Here is a 16,584-nt window from a genome sequence, read left to right on the forward strand (position 1 = left end):
TGCAACTTGCGTGCCTACCGGGTAAAAAAACAAAAAGTCAGGTTTGCAAGCCTGACAAGGCAGAGAGAAAGCCCGGAGTACTCAATACTCCAGGCTTTCTCTCTGCTCAAGGCTACCTGGTCTGGCATACATGAGATGTCAGATCGCACTGAATAACAGCGTGCTGGAACTGCTGGCTGGTACTGGGTCCGCTAGAGAGCGTAGGGAGCCTTACCGGATAACCAAAGCTGCCCAGGCCGCCGTGTTTATCGAAATAGTCCATAATCAGGCCGGAGATACTGTAGCCGGTATAGATGTAGTAGCGGCCGTGGTCGGCGGTTGGTATGGTATTCGTCTGCTTGTCACGCGCGAAGTAGTTCCACAGATTATCGTAGGGAATGGGATTGCTCGGTGAGTCCAGGTCGTGAGGCGAAATCCACTTGAATGAATCGAGGCCCCAGTTCATCAAGTCGCGCATATCCGTCCACCAATCAACAGTATGCATCACGACTCCAATCAGGTGGTGATGATTGCGGGTAACCGACATCACCTGAATGAAATCAGATTGCCCATCATAGCCCGTTTTTCCGCCATCGGTGCCTGGATACCACCACAGGAACTGGTTTTCATTGAGCAGTAGCCGCACCGGATGATTTCCTCCCTGTGGAATCTGATGCACCGTCTCACCGCTCATCTTATGCAAGACCGGCAAACTCATGCTGTATTTGCCTAGAATTGCCAGGTCATGGGCGCACGAATACTGACCCGCTTGCAATAGCCCGTGTGGATTCATAAAGTGCGTGTCGTTCATGCCGAGCTGGTGCGCTTTCTGATTCATCTCGGCGACAAAATTTTGCACATTACCCGCGAGCGCATCGGCTATCACAATCGCGGCGTCGTTGCCAGAAACGAAAAGCAGGCCATAAAGTATGTCGCGTAGTGTATACGTTTCCCCTTTTTTCACGCCGAACAGGGCGCTATCGGCGCTCAACTTGCTGATATCGCGTTCCATAGCGGCGTTGATAGTGATTTTCTGATCAAGATTGCCGTGTTCGATGGCAAGGGAGGCTGTCATCAATTTCGTTGTACTCAGCATGGGCAGGTGCGTGAAAGGGTTGTAGGCGTACAGCGTGACGCCTGTATCCGCGTCAAGCAGATACGCGGATTGCGCGAAGACAGGCGGGGCAGGATGATCAGTATCCTGCGGCATAATGACGAGTTCATGCGCGTTCAATGGTACCTGCGATACACCCGTAATAGACTGGCCATTTCCATTCTGCGCGTTATTCTGGTTCACGCCTGTAGAAGAGTGGCTGGCGTTGACAAGTACCGGTGTGAGAATGAGTACAATTAAAGCCAGTACTCCAATAATTATGGCGGCAGGATTATGACGTAGCGCGTAGACCTGGTCAAGATACGAGTGTTGAAAGCGAAACCGGCGTGGAGCTGCTCTTTGAATCTTCGTATACCTGGCCGGTGAATATGTCGCTTGCCGGCCAGGAGAGGATGCAGAATCAGGAACCTGCACCTGCCTGGGAGCTATCATACGTTTTTCTGTTGAAGGCTCAGCGATGCCTCTATCTTCGCTGAGCCTCTTTTTACGAGATGCCGTCCCTTGTGTCGTCTGATGAAGCTGATCAGTCTGCTGCTGATCAAGGTAGCGGGTGGCCCGTCTAATTCTGGGAATTTCGGGATGCTCATCGGCATAATAGTCTATTGCCGGTCGTTTGGGGATGACAACGCGCCTGCGATGAGAAGCAGGATACATGTTTTCCAAAGGCTCACGTTCTTCGTCATCCTGTTCTTGTGGAGGTGGTTTATATGGCAAGGCTATTATCTCCGTCTAGCCAGATATTCACTACGGTCAGAGATCTGCTCCTGATTCAAACACTAATCCCAGATGAGCAGGTTATACTGACTCATCGAATAAAATGCCTGGATTAAACCGGGTCCAGGCATTTTATTCTTAGCGAGAAAGATGATTAATCCTGGTTGGATGTAGGGATAAGCCTGTTGAGCAAGAGCAAGATCTGATCAAACTTCTTATCTTGCTCCTCAAACCTGCTATTCATAGTCTGCTCAAGCGACCCAATGCGGCCGTCGAGTGCCTCGACCTTGAGTTCAAGCGACCCAATGCGGCCGTCGAGCGCCTCGACGTTGTGTTCGAGGGTACCGATGCGCGTGTCGAGTGCCTCGACGTTGTGTTCGAGGGTGCCAATGTTGCCCTCAAGTCCACTCACCCTCTGTTCAAGCGCCTCGAATCGCCTGTTGACCCCTTGTTCGAAGGTATGGAGATGGTTGTCTAAGGTAAGAACATGATCGTCTAAGGCATGGACGTGGCCGCTAAGGTCAGCAAGCTTCAACTTGACTTCCCGTAAGTCCTCCTCTTGCTTGATCGCCATCCCCAGCAATATTGTTTCGTGATGGTAAATATCCCAGATGCCCCGGTTTAAGACTGTAACTGTTTGCTCTAACATGGAAATTCTTTCCTCTTGAGCCGGCATAGACCCATCCTTTCTGGTCTAACAAGCCGTACCTCTGGGGGAATTATAACACAACTCCGCTAGCCAGAGGAACGTCTATTATTTCAAATACGTCTTGCAGCGCTAAAAGCGGAAAGAAAATCGGGGGCAATTTTTGGTCCCCTCATTGAGTTGGTCAACTATTACGACGGGATGTTGTGTTCTATAGCGTTTTTGCCCTTGACGATCATCGTTTCGCGTGCTACTCTGCCAACATCGGTTAACCTCAAGATTGCAGGGAGCAAGGAGTTTGCATCATGCATCTAAGAACGGCAGTGATTCAACTGAACTCGCGGGATAATCCTGCTGAGAACCTGGCCAACGTAGAGCGTTTCCTCGATCAAGCTGCTGGCATGGGCGCTCAATTCGCCGGCCTCCCCGAATACTGGTCCTATCTCGGCCCCTACTCTGGCTTTGATGGAGTCGCGCAGAGCATCCCCGGCCCCTTTATCGAACGCCTGCAGGAGAAGGCGCGCAGGCATAAGATGATTGTGCATGGCGGCAGCATTGTCGAGCGTCACCCCGAAATTGCCGGCAAGTTTTACAACACGTCGGTGTTGATCGACCGCGATGGCGAAATTATTGCTCGCTATCGCAAAATCCATCTTTTTGATGTCAATCTGACCAATGGCGAGAAGCATTACGAATCCGAGCGCATCGTGCCTGGGAACGAAATCGTCACCGCGAAGATCGATGGCATCACCTTTGGGCTGGCTATCTGTTACGACCTGCGTTTCCCCGAACTCACGCGCTTGCTGGCGCTGCGTGGCGCGCAGATTCTGATGATGCCTGCCGGTTTTACCCTGCATACCGGTCGGGATCATTGGGAGGTCTTGTTGCGCGCCCGTGCCATCGAAAATCTCTGCTATGTAGTTGCCCCGGCACAGGTTGGCACTTATCCTCCCAACAAGCAGTGTTTCGGACGTTCGATGATTGTAGACCCGTGGGGCCTGGTGCTGGCACAGGCGCAGGACACGCCGGGAGTCATCATGGCCGATCTCGATCTGACGCGCATCGACCATGCTCGTGCGCAGATTCCTTGCCTCGAAAATCGTAGACCCGAAGCGTATTCCTGGTAATTGAAAGCGAAAGGAACAACACCCGTGTTGCGTCCAGTAGGGACAGGAACAAGTCCCTGTCCGCTGCCGGTGATTGCGAACGAAAAAGGTAACACCCGTGTTGCTCCGAGTAAAAGAAAGGATGAACAGGCTCATGGACATTGCTGAGGCCAAAAAATTTCTTGACGACAACAAGATCGAGTACGTCAAAATTGGCACGCCCGATATCGAGGGCGTCTTTCGTGGCAAGCGTGTCGCGGTGAAGCACTTCTTGAACTCGTTGGAGGAGGGGTTCGCGCAGTGCGACGTGATCTTTGGCTGGGATATCGCGGAAACGGTGCTGCCCAACCTCAAAGTAAGCAACTGGGAGCGAGGCTTCGCCGATATTGTCATGAAGCCTGATCTCTCTACGCTTGTTCTTGTGCCGTGGGAAGAGAATGTGGCCTCCTGTATTTGTGATATATGGACTGAGCATGGCGAGCCCGTCACCGTTTCCCCCCGTTATGTCCTCAATACTGTGCTAGAGCGAGCGCGTGCGATGGGCTACGAAGCTATGGCGGCTTCTGAATTGGAGTTTCGCTTCTTCCGTGAAAACCAGATGTCGCTACGTGAGAAGGATTTCGGCCCCAACCTGACTCCGCTAAATCCGGGCTTCAACTGCTACTCGATCAGTCAATCGAGCGCCGACGATCAACTGCTGGGGCGTATTGCGCGCATGATGAACGCGCACGGCGTTGAGATTGAAGGCTACAACCGTGAGCATGGCCCCGGTATGTATGAGATGAACATTCGCTATGCCAATGCGCTCATGGCCGGCGACCGGACGATGCTCTTCAAGACCGGTGTCAAGGAAATCTGCTATCAGATGGGCTATAGCGCCACATTCATGGCGAAGTGGAACGACCAGGAAGACGGCAGCAGCGGCCATTCGCACATGAGCCTGTGGGATCGCAACCTGGAACGCAACCTCTTCTGGGATGAAAGTGCCGAGGGACACATGTCTGCGACCATGCGGCAGTTCCTGGCCGGGGTGCTGGAAAAACTACCGGAACTCATGGCCCTCTACGCGCCTATCATCAACTCCTATAAACGCTACGTCGAGGGAACCTGGGCGCCCTTGAACACGACCTGGGGCATGGACAACCGCACCTGTTCGATTCGTATCATCAATAACGGCTCGCGCGCAATCCGTATCGAGAATCGCGTGCCGGGCGCGGATGCCAACTTCTACCTTGTCTTCGCCGCCATGCTTGCCAGTGGACTCGACGGCATTGAGCGCAAATTAGAACTGCCGGAGCGTCTCGACGGCAATGCCTATGATGAAGCCACCGTTGCCAGGGCCATCGAGAGAGGCCATATTCGCCCGCTGGCCCGCAATCTCGCGGCGGCCACAGACCTGCTGGAGAACAGCGCGTTTGCCCGCGAGGCCCTGGGAGAGGAATTCGTCGAGCATTTTGTGGCAACACGCCGCTGGGAAGTCAAAGAGTACGAAAAGGCCGTCACCAACTGGGATCGCCGTCGCTACTTTGAATTGATCTGATCCTGGTGGTCAGGCTCCTCAAGCCAGCCATGCTCTTCGCGGAAATTCAGTCCCTGCTGCACAGCCTCTTCCGCTGTTAAATAAGGAAGGAGTTGCCCTTGCAGGGGCTGTTTCGCTTTATAGCGGCGCAGGTTTTCCTGCGCGCGCTCGGTCATCATGCGCAGTGCTACTACCGGGTCGTTCAGCGTTTCGTTCAAATAGTTCCAGATGCGCTGCCCCTGTTCGATTTCCTCCGGCGCATGTTGCTGGTGAGTGAGCAGGCGCGAAAGAGTAAAAAGATCATCCTCGCTGACCAGCCCAAGGTGTTCGCCCATCAGCATCAAGCGCAAATCGAGCGCCAGGCCCGCGTTGAGTGTTGCGACATTCATCTCGGTATCATCACGCATGCCGCGATTATTCAGATTGGCAGAGCCGGCGGTCGTCCATATATCGTCGATGATAGCAACCTTGGCGTGAACATAGATAGGCCGGTAATGTATACCGTCCTCGCGCTGTGCGTATGTCCCCAGGCAGAAGGCTTGCAGGCGCCCTTGAGCCGCGGCTTCGGGAGCCTCGGACCTGAGTCGCACCAGACCGGCATCCGTGAAGGCGCGACCGAGATTGGGATGATCTGGCAGAATGATAGCCACGCTGGCGCCGCGTCGCAATGCCGCGCCTATCTCCACGATAATGCGCTCCATCTCAGGACTTTCGGTGCCCAGGAGAGGAAGATCGATGCCGGTATAGGCGCGTATCCAGAAATACTGGTTTTCCAGGTAGATGAAGTGCTGCGCGTTGCTCAACGCATTGGCGTACATCTGCGCAATTCCCTGAATGCCGGGATCGGGGTCAAAATTATAGGTATGTTCAGGAATGGTACGCGCCAGCTGCACAATGATCGTGCTTTTCAAAGGAGCAGCAGGTGGATGTTCGGGTATGAGCAAGGAGTCGTCCCAGTGACGGCGCTGTACTACATCGTTCCAGCGCTCGCGGATATTGCGCTCAACATCCCCGGCGGCCGGTCCTTCGATGATGGCATGTACGTCGTGCCATGGGTGTGGGCTGGTATTCTCGTGTGTGCGACGCAAAGGAGAGGCAAAAGAATGTATGGGCATATCCCAGCGGTCATAATCTCCATCCAGCTCGATCAAAAGGTCAATGCCACCTACGAATGCAATGTCGCCATCCACAACCGTCACCTTCTGGTGCAGCGACTCGACCGGATGGTGTAACAGACCGCGCGAACTGTTATCAAGGATACAGGTCACGCCAACCTGTGTGAGTTGCTCATGAGCGGTTTTTGGATCGTAGTGCGCGGAAACGATAGGAAGTTCGATACAATCCCACAGCAGCGCCCTCACATCGACACCCTTGCTGACCGCATAGCCAAGCACTGCCTGTACGGAAAGGTCGTGAGTCTGCCAGAACGCGATATCGGCCTCTTGCAGCCCTTCTGCCCGCAGCCAGGCCAGCAATGCTTCCTGCTCCGGGCTGCCATCAGGTCCGGCGCGGTGATCTTTGCCTCGCACAAGCTCCATCAGAGGCGTCATGCCCCAGTTACCGAGATAAATATAGTTGCGCGCCTTGAGGAAATGGAGGCACATCGTAAGCATCGTTGCACGTCCATCAACAATATAGGTCACGCGTGAATCGGTGCGTACCGGAAAGTCACTCTCCGCCCACCAGTTGGCCGTCAATTGCTCTTCGGGGGTTGGCATATACCATCACTCCTGCTAAATACACGACTTAAGTCAAAATACGTTGTTGGCGACTTGATTGTAGCATTGCCCGCCGTGTCTGGCAAGCATTGGGCAAGAACATATTAGCCCAACATACCTACTCTCCTGGCAATCAGGTTCAGTTTATGCTAGCATTGACGAATATTGCTATAGATACTCCCTTTTCTATCTATTCAGAACGAGGTAGACATGTATACGGCTGAACGTCAAAGAGCGCAACCCTACTTGAATCAGGTGAGTGGCCCTTTGTATGAGCAATGGTACCTTTTACATCATCGCATGGTACGTATCGTAACAAATCATCCCGCACTGGCCAACCAGGTGCGGCACTTTCTCTATTACGCGGAACCTCTGTCGGAATTTACCTACGACAATCCGGCGGACCTTCCTATAGATATACCTGAAGACCTGCTATGGCAGGCCGGCGAGCGCCTCCATCGCCCGGTAGCATTGACCTGCTACCTGTTCGAGACACGCCCGGATGAGCCTTTTCCGCCGCCGCCGGCGCAGCCAAAACCGGAGGATGTCCAATGGGAGGAGATTACCGGTGTGGATGGCCCATTGCGCGCCCGCTGGAAAGAAGACCTGTTCCGCTTTCGTGAATACCAGCCGTGGCCGGGCGTTTCATCCCGCATCAGTTCGGTACTGCATAAGACCGACCTGTATGCGACCATCTTTATCGAGGATGTCAGCAAGTGCGCTCCCTGGTTTATCATGCGCTTCGTCTTTTACATGGTAATTGGCGCTATGCTGGGCAATAATGGCTTCGAGGTCGTTCACGCGGGCGCGGTCGCCCTGGACGAGGATGGCATCCTGATCGTTGGATCGCCCGCCAGTGGCAAAAGCACACTGGTGCTCGGTTGTATGCAGCTTGGTATGCACCTGCTGGCCGATGATGTCCTCTTTCTGGGCAAAGACGATGGCATTGTCAAAGTCTATGCCTTTCCTGAAGACATCGGCATCCGCAAGGGTACCATCGAAATGCTGGGAAACTACGAGTTTATCCAGGCCATTTCTCACGATGAACGGCAGAAACGCTTCGTGGATGTGCAGCGTTTCTTTCAGGGTCAATATAAAGGTTCATGCCCTGTACGCTTGATCGTCTTTCTCAATAAGAAGCAGAGAGAGGAGCAGTTTCGTGCCGAACCGCTCTCGGCGGCGCAGGCCGTAAGCGTACTCATGCAGGAATTCATTTCGCACGAGCAGGCCAAAGAGGGCGAAGCAGACTTTATGTTCGACATCTTCAGCGATACAGCGGCCCAGGCTCCTGCCTATCGCCTCTTCCTCAGCCCAGATGTGCATGAGAATGCGCGGCAGGTGCGAGATTTATTAGAAAGACACATCGTGAATCGGTAATACATACCGGCGAGTGAGTCCCGTAGGGGCCGATTGATCGCGCCCACCGCCGATTGATCGGCCCGCGTGCATTCCCACCGTATTGCGGTCAAGTGCATCATCTGGCCCTTACCTCACGCACCGGTATGTTCAAGAATCCGCGTGACTCAACTGTTCCAGGTGAATGCGACGATTGGCAGTTTCGGCGATCTGTGGATCATGCGTTACCATAATCAACGTCTGGTTGCCTAGCCGCTGCTGCTCTCGCAATACCTCCAATACTTCCAGGCCTGTATTGGGGTCCAGGTTGCCGGTTGGTTCATCGGCCAGCAGCACGGTGGGACGATTGATCAGGGCGCGGGCGATGGCAACGCGCTGTTGCTCACCACCCGAGAGTCGGGCTGGTGGATGGCCCGTGCGGTCGGCCAATCCCACACTCTCCAACAATTCGCGGGCGCGCTGGCGCAGATCAAAGTCCAGTTTGCGCCGGTAGGGCAGCAAGGGCGCCATCACATTCTCCAGGGCGGTCAGGTTGGGCAAGAGATAAAAGAGCTGGAAGACGAAGCCGATCTTCTGGCGCCGGAAATCGGACGCGGCAGGCCCCTGTAATTTGTGGACGGCAATACCATCGAGCCAGATTTCCCCTGAGTCAGGACTATCCAGCGCACCCAGCAGTGCCAGCAGCGTCGTTTTGCCCGAACCTGACGGCCCGGTAATAGCCACGAACTCGCCACGCTGCACCTGCAAATTCACATCGCGCAATATCGTGAGCTTGCCGTTGGGCAAGGCATAGGATTTGGTCAATTTTTCAACCGTCAGCACCGGTTCAGGTTGTTCTGCCTGTTCCTCATGTGCTATATCTTGTTCCATTGAAGAAAATCTCCTCTACATAACAGAATACATTCTCGTTAATTAACGACGCAGAAATCGTGATTGTATTGCAGAGAGATCTTCATGATACACAAAAATTGTATCTGCACTGCATTTGTGCCTTGTTGTCGTGAAAGCGGGCAAAGAATAGCATAGAGCTACTCCGCCCGCATGATTTCCACCAATTGCACGCGCGTGATTAACCGCAGCGCGGGAATAGCCGCCAGGCTCGCAATCAGTGCCATCAACAGGATCGTGCCGAGGCCAACCAGAAGCAAGCTGCCCAGACTATGTATACCATGCTGCGATAGGAGCAGAGCCGCCCCTGCTATAGTGCCAGGAATAGTTCCTAGAAGCGCCAGCATCAGTCCTTCCTGTACAAACAGGCGCTGTACGTGGATGATACGCCAGCCGGTCGCCAGCAACAGGCCAATCTCGCGATAGCGTTCACGCAAGTGCAGCAACAAAAGGTCAGAGACGCTGAGAAACGTCAACACCAGCGCGAACAGAGCGCCGGCCAGTTGGGGGACAGCCGTTTGCAGCAAAATATAGCCGCCCAGCAAGGTTCCCTGTAATGACTGCTGGAATGCCAGCAAGCTATCAAACATCACGACAAGCAATGCTGCCGAAAGAAAAAGGCTGATCCATGTTACCAGCGAGCGAGCGCGCATGCGCTTCAGATTGAGCAATGCCATCGCTGTCAGGCTGGCAAGAGCTGCCGAACGCCGTGTTGTAGCATCATCCGTTCGTCCTTCAGCAGTCGTGCCAGCCCGTAGCAATTCAGCAGGCCGCATGTGCCAGATGCGCCAGAGAGGAGCAAGTGAGCTGAGCAGGGCCAGGCATAGCACGACTGGTAGCGTCAGGGCCACAATTGGCCAGGGTGGATCGGCGCCGATGAGATGTATAATGAGTAGTGCTATGCCCATACCCCCCACCCCTCCACCTATCGCCAGGAGCAAGGCCTGGGTCAGAAAGAGCCGGGCGGGCTGCCAGGGACGCCAGCCCAACGCGCTGAGAATAGCCAGGTCGCGTCGCTGCGTTGTCAATAGCGAGGACAGGGTGACGATGAGATAGCCCAGGCAGACGACCAGCAGGGCGCTCAGCAGCACCAGCTGCATCTGGCCAATCTGTCCCAGGTAGACGAGCGAGACTCCCAGGGCAATCCAGCGTTCCTCCACCCAGCCGAGCGGAGCGATAGTGCGCGTGGAGCCATCCTGGCCTGGATGCAGACCGGGTACATAGACCAGGGTGGGAGCTGGAGACGATCCTAGCGTGACCAGCGCCCACAAGCCGGTACGCTGCTCAATCAGTTGCGCTACTCGCTCGACGCGCTTCCAACTGGCATCATTGGGAGCCGTTACGCCGGAGACGCGCACCCGGATGACACTGATCAGGTGATCGTTGCCGGTCAGTTGGGTAGCCGCGCGCAGAGTCGTAAGGGTCAGCGGCGGCTGGATCAGCATGCCTGCCGGGTTGGTAGTAGGTAGCAGTGTGGTAGGAGTGACAGGATGGCCCAGCGCGTCATAGCGCAGCACCACTGGAGGGGACGTATAGGTAGTTTCTGGGAGCCAGTTGAGCTGGTTGCTGAACTGGGAATTGATCGCATCAGCATTGAATTCGCCTACTGGATTAGCCAGTCCTCCCAATACAGGCGGTTCACCGGGCTGGGGATGACTATTCACAAGGGGCTGGAGCGAACGAAAAAAAACCTCGGGTCCCTGCTGATCATCAGGATTTCCCGGGTAGCCTGGGTCAAATGGCAAGGCGCTGAGAGCGGCTTTGGCACTTTGTGTGCTGCTCGGTACCAGTGCATAGGCCGGTTTGCCATTGGGACCGGTGACCTGCTGGTAGGTGAGCCCCGATGGCGTATAAAGAAGCGTTACGGCGGTGCCGCTGCCACTTACCCTCTCATTCCCATACTTGATGGGCTGCCAGGACCGGCCATTCCAGATGAGTTTGGCATCAGAGAAGCGTTGTGGATCATTCTCCACAATGGGAACATTCTGGCTAAAGAGGGCTTGTTGGCCGGGCAACCGCGCAAGGTAGGAAAATCCGCCCGCTTGCAGCACCTGTGTAGGGGAAAGCTGGCGCGCGGTCACCTGGCTAAAGGTTGCATGTAAGGTAATCTGCCCGGTAGCCAGATTCTGATGAAACAGCAGCGGTATTTCGTCTGCCGCACCGGCAATAGGAAGAATGACATGCTTAAGTCCTTCTTGTGGTTGCAACATGCGGCCACTGACAATGTTGCGGTCCAGATGCACCAGTTGATCCTCTGCCATCGGGTCGATTGCGGCCATGAGAAAGGTACCCGTATCAATGGATGGGAATTGGAAAGCACTCGGTTTACTACCAATATCTGGCCCGCATCCTCCCAGCAGCACATGTTGTTGCAGCAGGTCTGGCAGCGCAGGATCACCCGCAACGTTACAAGAAGAAGCCATATCAAAGATGTAGCTGACCTGCCGTTCGACGATCTGGCGTTGCCCATTGAAGGCGGACAGCGTCCAATCAATGCGGTAGTAACCAGGAGGCAGAGGAATGGATGTGAACTGGAGTCTTGGCGGGGGAAGCTGCGCGTAGCCGATGAAAGCAATGGGGGCCGCGACCTCGACGCCTGGAATGGCTTGAACCTGGGCATATTGTTGCAAACTGATGCCGCCATCGTAGCCTTCCAATGTATCAGCAGGAATGCTGGATCCCTGTGGTGAGTGGGCTGTAGGGGGTAATACGACCAGGTCATAAGTGGGTTGCCAGTTCTGGTTAATGATCTGATTGGCATGCAGGGCCGTGGTCTGGGTGGTGGCGCTGAGCAGGATGAGGGCGCAAGCAGCCAGCAAGAATCCACTGCTGGCCAGCAGGCTCTGGCTGCGCCTGCGACTTAGTGAAAAAAATACGTGCTGCCACATAGGTGGGTCCTTTCAAGGATGCTTCCTAAAAAATTATAGCTCAATTATTCTACCCCAATATGGCTGTGACAGAGAAAGTGATTATGAGAGTGCAATTTACCACTGGATACAAAGTACGATGGCTGGGTAGCATAGTGTTATCCAGCCATCGTACTTTTTCTCTGTTCTACGTTTCGTTTGTTGGGAAAAAAAGTATACAAGAGGATCCCTTAATGAGCGCATTGATCCGCTGGCAGGACTCGCTCTAGAGGATCGCGCAGCTTCCAATCATACTCAGCAATAGTTACATTGATATGTAGTACAAGCATACATGATGCTGTATTTACATGGTGGTGCGCCATAGTATTGCTTGTAGGTTACCAGATAGACATAGCCCTGGTGATATGGATCAGGACAATCAGTAGGGTCGTATGTACATGATATTTGGGAACAGCCTGTGCAGCCTGTGTTGGGCTTTGCAGCCCTCGCCAATTCGGGATTTAGTATGCCCAGACCTGCTACAGCGGTGCCTGCCGCTATCTGGCCTAACCACTTTAGTAGACTGCGGCGTGAACGCGGCAATTCGATATGATGTAATGGGTTTGCCATAGGTTGTTACCTCTTCTTTCTTTGTGATAAGACAAAACGGTGACAGCTACAGAATTTTGGTTGATCGTGATGCGAGTAAAGGAACATGAGCTTCAGCTAACAATTGGTTGAGATGTTCTCGCTCGTTCATTACCCCTTTGGTACGAATCACACCGGTCTCATCAAGAATGTAGGCAAATGGGACACTCTTCACAAGATAGACCTCGTTTGCCAGATTTTCTTGAGGCGTCAGTATAGGTGTGGCAGCCTGGTGTTCGGCAGCATATGTCTGATTTAGCTGGCAATCAGGCGCCCCAATGATAAGTACAGCTATGTCTGGCCGCTCCTCCTTAAACCTATTGAGGGTGCCGATTACATGTTGGCAAGCACTGCACCCAGGAGATATAAATGCCAGGACTCGCCATCTACTGTGGAAGTCCGTCAATTGCCTGGTAGCTCCGTCAAGATCACTCGCGATAAAATCTGGTGCCATTGTGCCAATAGGAAGGCCATGATGGGCAAATGTCTGAGAGATACCAGGCATTGCCAGACCTCCTTGTTGCCGTATCTGGCCTATAGCACGTAATAACAGGATCAGCAGCACCGTTTCAAAGATCACCAGTACCCATAGTGCAATGATACTTACCATCCAGATTGTCGGAATAGCGCACCTCCCTGGCTCTAGCTCTTGGCCATCTACTAAATTCTCCTAAAACAAGTATAACTACTGGACGCATCAATTGCTATTGTTTCACGTTGCAATTTCGTTGCAATTATTATGCGGCATATGTGCGAAAATCGGAGTTCTATTTATTTCTCAGCTATATGTAGGTTGTACATATTCTTAAGTATCCCCTCTTTAGTCTCTTGGCTCGCTTGTAGAGTTGGTGGACAAGGGTCTATATGTCGAGTATAAGAATAGAGCTATGCTGCTCGCAAGGCCTCACTCACCGGTACGCGCTTGACGCTTCGCAAGGCCGGAAGCGTTGCCAGGGCGGCTACCAACATGAGGACAAGAATAACACTGCCTGCAAATAATGGAGTTGGCACCGTTTTCTGAGATTGGTGCTGAACTGCCAACACCCATAGGGAGATCAGCACACCCGGTATAGCACCTAGTAGAGCCAGAATTATCCCTTCTTGTACAAAGAGACGCTGCACGAGCCCTGAACGCCAACCAATTGCCAGTAGCAAACCGATCTCTAGTCGTCTTTCTCGCACCTGTAACAACAGCAAGTCTGCTACACTCAAGAAAGTAAGCACGAGGGCAAACAGCGCACTCGTCAGTTGGGGTACTGCTGTTTGCAGTAGCACATAATCTCCTAAGAGCGTACCTTGTAATGCCTCTCGTAGCGCAAGCAGACCTGCCAGCATCACGATCAGCAGGGCTGCCGAGCAGCCAAGGCAGAGCAGGGCAATAAGCGTGCGCAAACGCGAGCGACTCAGGTTGCGCATCGCCAGGCCCATAATGGTCGGGAAAAGCCAGATCAGTCTGGCCGTGAGTAGCCTCGTATCATGTATCGTAATACTTGTCCCGGTACGCAGTACCTCAGCAGGTCGCATGTGCCAGAGTTGCCATAATGGATAGAGTATACCCATCAATGCCAGACTAAGTACTACTGGTAAAGCCCAAGCAATAATAATCCAGGGAGGACTGGCTCCGATCAGAACTACTATCAACAATGCCAATCCCATGCCGAGGATACCTCCAGTAGCAGCTAGAGTAAAAGCCTGTGCCAGAAAAAGAAAAATGGGTTGCCAGGGAGGCCAGCCCAGTGCAGTGAGGATAGTAAGCTCACGACGTTGGAATGTAAAAAGAGCGCTGAGGGTGATTACCTGGTAAGCAAGACATACAAGCAAAATTGTAGTCAGCAGGAGCAAGTGTGTCTCATCCAATTGTTGCAGATAAACAATGTCTGCTCCAATATCGATCCATCGTTCCTCTATCCAACCTACCGGAGCAATAGTTTGTGTAGCTCCGAACTGCCCCTGACGCACACCTGGAATATAAACAAGTACAGGCTTCGGAGTGGAACCGAGCGTTACTAATACATGTAGGCCTGTACGCTGCTCAATGAGCTGAGCCACTTGCTGGATACGTTTCCAGCTATCGGGATTGGCAGTGTTTATGCCCGAGACCCGTACTCGTATGGCGCTAATACAATCTTCGCCTTTCAGTTCTCTTGCTACTGCTAGAGTGGTTATTGCCAGGGGAGGTTGCAGCACAAAACCAGCAGGGTTGGTAGTAGGTAACAGTGATGTAGGGGGGACAGGATGTCCCTGTGCATCGTAGCGCAGGGTTACTAGAGGGGAAGTATAGGTATTCTCGGGTAGCCAATTGAGCGGATTGCTAAACTGAGCAGCTATATTGTTGCCGGAAAAGCTACCAATAGGGTCAAAACTGTAGAAAGCTTTGACTCCCTGTTCCTGAACGAGTGATAAAGGATTCAATGTACGGAAAGCTGCTTCAGGCCCTTGTATCCCGTGAGGTATAGCCTCGTAGGCCACGCCGGCATTACCTGCAGGCGGCGTAGCAGGTTGATATGTCAGACCTGAAGGACTGGAAGAAAAATTCAAGGCTACATCAGGAGAATTTGCCGGATCGCTACTTTGCCAGGAGTGCCCATCCCAGACAAGTGTCGAGAAAGAGAAACGCTGTGGATCATTCTGTACAAGTGGCACATTTCCTTGATAAAGTACCTGTTGTGCGGGAAGATGTGAAAGGTAACGGCTTCCCCCTTTTGCCAGCACTGTTTGAGGTGATAGTGTGTCTGATGCAACGTGGGTGAAAATGGCATGTAATGTGATTTGGCCTGGCATTTGCTGGTCAAGCAGCATCGGAACCTCGTAAACTGGTACCGGTTTTCCGCCAAGCCGAATTGATGGTAAACGCGGATCAACCTGTAAGGAGTCCTTCTCTGTAAGCATGCGTCCGCTAACGATGCCTTTATCGAGATTTACCAGCTGATTTTCTTCTGTCGGATCGATAGCAGCCAGGAGGAATGTTCCGGTATCAAGTGAGAGGAAAGCAGCAGTGCCGCACTGGAATTCAATACCATTTTGAATGAGCGCCTGTTGTACATCTCCGGGTGGTACAGAGGCACAGTTAGCCTCCAGGTCAGCGAGGGTCGTTTTATGATCTTCAATAATTTGACGTTGGCCATTAAATGCCAGCAGCGTCCAGTCAATCCTATAATAGCCCGATGTTGGCAGAGTAGGAGTAAATTGAATTAATGGTACTGGCAACTTCGCGTATCCGATAAAGGCAATGGGAGCAGCGACTGTAACTCCTGGCAGGTTTTTAATTTGCATATATTGTTGTAGACTGATGCCGCCATCGTAACCCTCAAGCAGATCTGCCGGAATGATTTTGTTGGCAGGAACTTTCGCTTGTGGCGGCAGAACGACAAGGTCATATGTTGGTCGCCAGTTCTGGTTAATAATCTGGCTAGCACGTATGACAGTTGTTTGGGTAGAAGCACTTAAGAGAATGAGAGAACACGCAGCCAGGAGAAAGCCACTACCGGCAAGCATACTCCGACCGGCCTGCCGCTTGAGCGTGAGAACCATTAACAACCACATGTATTACTCCTCTTATGTCCATCCGTGCTCTTTAAGCTCCCAGGCTTCTCGGTGCTATACTTCTCGTCAGTGGCGTGGCTTTTTCCTATGTTGTTTTCATCTCCCGCTGCATCACATCTTCGGTTCCTATTTATCGACAAAGAAGCGTTGTTAACAGGGAGAATCACAGTTCTCTTGACAAGCATGGTAGTAACGGGTCATACAATTTGGCGCACAGCCCACATATTGTTTGTAATAGATATCGAGGGGGCCATAGGGATTACCAACACAGCTGGAATCCAGGTAACAACTAATAACAGTACAACCGCTGCAGTCAATGCAATTGAAAGGCTTGTTTTTAGCAAGAGCATATAGAGGAGTGACTGTACGGAAACCAATACCTGCTACTGATGCTCCAGCTGCAACCTGGCCTATCCACTTAAGGAATGTACGTCTTGAGGAAGTTGACTCATGAACTTGTTCAAGTTCATTGTGATTTTCTGCCATCGAATTTCTCCTTTTTTCGTG

General features: G+C 52.8%; 11 protein-coding genes. 3 read left to right on the forward strand and 8 right to left on the reverse strand.

All coding sequences use genetic code 11. The features are described from left to right. Positions 1 to 112 precede the first annotated feature (112 nt). Positions 113 to 1,807, reverse strand: a complete 1,695-nt coding sequence (locus VFA09_22160; protein HZU69991.1) for a D-alanyl-D-alanine carboxypeptidase family protein — start codon at positions 1,805 to 1,807, stop codon at positions 113 to 115. A 154-nt stretch (positions 1,808 to 1,961) separates the two neighbouring features. Next, complete coding sequence (locus tag VFA09_22165) at positions 1,962 to 2,456, reverse strand: hypothetical protein (protein ID HZU69992.1); 495 nt, start codon at positions 2,454 to 2,456, stop codon at positions 1,962 to 1,964. 302 nt (positions 2,457 to 2,758) lie between these two features. On the opposite strand from VFA09_22165, the gene VFA09_22170 reads away from it, so the two are divergent. Together VFA09_22170 and VFA09_22175 are read left to right on the forward strand one after the other, a co-directional pair. Beyond that, positions 2,759 to 3,580 carry a carbon-nitrogen hydrolase family protein gene (locus VFA09_22170; GenBank protein HZU69993.1) on the forward strand — a complete coding sequence of 274 codons (822 nt, stop codon included), beginning with the start codon at positions 2,759 to 2,761 and terminating at the stop codon, positions 3,578 to 3,580. 133 nt (positions 3,581 to 3,713) lie between these two features. Further along, on the forward strand, positions 3,714 to 5,099 hold the full coding sequence (locus tag VFA09_22175; GenBank protein ID HZU69994.1) for a glutamine synthetase family protein: 1,386 nt from the start codon (positions 3,714 to 3,716) through the stop codon (positions 5,097 to 5,099). Here VFA09_22175 and VFA09_22180 read toward each other — a convergent pair. Then, entirely contained in the window at positions 5,081 to 6,796 is a 1,716-nt protein-coding gene (locus tag VFA09_22180) for a phospholipase D family protein (GenBank protein HZU69995.1), read from the reverse strand. The two genes, VFA09_22175 and VFA09_22180, sit on opposite strands and share 19 nt — an antisense overlap. A 210-nt stretch (positions 6,797 to 7,006) precedes the next feature. Here VFA09_22180 and VFA09_22185 point away from each other — a divergent pair, with 210 nt between their 5' ends. Continuing rightward, a complete protein-coding gene (locus VFA09_22185) occupies positions 7,007 to 8,173 on the forward strand; it encodes a hypothetical protein (protein HZU69996.1) in 1,167 nt (388 codons plus the stop codon). Positions 8,174 to 8,302: 129 nt separating this feature from the next. Here the strand turns inward: VFA09_22185 and VFA09_22190 are convergent, their stop codons facing one another. From VFA09_22190 to VFA09_22210, 5 genes are all read right to left on the reverse strand, one after another. After that, positions 8,303 to 9,022, reverse strand: coding sequence for an ABC transporter ATP-binding protein (locus tag VFA09_22190; protein HZU69997.1), 720 nt, complete (start codon positions 9,020 to 9,022; stop codon positions 8,303 to 8,305). 158 nt (positions 9,023 to 9,180) lie between these two features. Continuing rightward, on the reverse strand, positions 9,181 to 11,928 hold the full coding sequence (locus VFA09_22195) for an ABC transporter permease (protein HZU69998.1): 2,748 nt from the start codon (positions 11,926 to 11,928) through the stop codon (positions 9,181 to 9,183). 634 nt (positions 11,929 to 12,562) lie between these two features. Continuing rightward, positions 12,563 to 13,039 (reverse strand): redoxin domain-containing protein, encoded by a 477-nt coding sequence (locus VFA09_22200; GenBank protein HZU69999.1) that lies wholly within the window; start codon positions 13,037 to 13,039, stop codon positions 12,563 to 12,565. A 380-nt stretch (positions 13,040 to 13,419) separates the two neighbouring features. After that, positions 13,420 to 16,077 (reverse strand): FtsX-like permease family protein, encoded by a 2,658-nt coding sequence (locus VFA09_22205; protein ID HZU70000.1) that lies wholly within the window; start codon positions 16,075 to 16,077, stop codon positions 13,420 to 13,422. Positions 16,078 to 16,227: 150 nt separating this feature from the next. Next, positions 16,228 to 16,563, reverse strand: coding sequence for a twin-arginine translocation signal domain-containing protein (locus VFA09_22210; protein ID HZU70001.1), 336 nt, complete (start codon positions 16,561 to 16,563; stop codon positions 16,228 to 16,230). Between the last annotated feature and the right edge of the window lie 21 nt (positions 16,564 to 16,584).

It is taken from the genome of Ktedonobacteraceae bacterium (assembly GCA_035653615.1).
In the GTDB taxonomy this organism is placed as follows: domain Bacteria; phylum Chloroflexota; class Ktedonobacteria; order Ktedonobacterales; family Ktedonobacteraceae; genus DASRBN01.

Excerpts from the sequence above, each read along its gene's own strand:
- VFA09_22165 (HZU69992.1), bottom strand. The coding sequence starts at position 2,456 with ATGTTAGAGCAAACAGTTACAGTCTTAAACCGGGGCATCTGGGATATT.
- VFA09_22170 (HZU69993.1), top strand. The coding sequence starts at position 2,759 with ATGCATCTAAGAACGGCAGTGATTCAACTGAACTCGCGGGATAATCCT.
- VFA09_22175 (HZU69994.1), top strand. The coding sequence starts at position 3,714 with ATGGACATTGCTGAGGCCAAAAAATTTCTTGACGACAACAAGATCGAG.
- VFA09_22180 (HZU69995.1), bottom strand. The coding sequence starts at position 6,796 with ATGCCAACCCCCGAAGAGCAATTGACGGCCAACTGGTGGGCGGAGAGT.
- VFA09_22185 (HZU69996.1), top strand. The coding sequence starts at position 7,007 with ATGTATACGGCTGAACGTCAAAGAGCGCAACCCTACTTGAATCAGGTG.
- VFA09_22190 (HZU69997.1), bottom strand. The coding sequence starts at position 9,022 with ATGGAACAAGATATAGCACATGAGGAACAGGCAGAACAACCTGAACCG.
- VFA09_22195 (HZU69998.1), bottom strand. The coding sequence starts at position 11,928 with ATGTGGCAGCACGTATTTTTTTCACTAAGTCGCAGGCGCAGCCAGAGC.
- VFA09_22200 (HZU69999.1), bottom strand. The coding sequence starts at position 13,039 with ATGCCTGGTATCTCTCAGACATTTGCCCATCATGGCCTTCCTATTGGC.
- VFA09_22205 (HZU70000.1), bottom strand. The coding sequence starts at position 16,077 with ATGTGGTTGTTAATGGTTCTCACGCTCAAGCGGCAGGCCGGTCGGAGT.
- VFA09_22210 (HZU70001.1), bottom strand. The coding sequence starts at position 16,563 with ATGGCAGAAAATCACAATGAACTTGAACAAGTTCATGAGTCAACTTCC.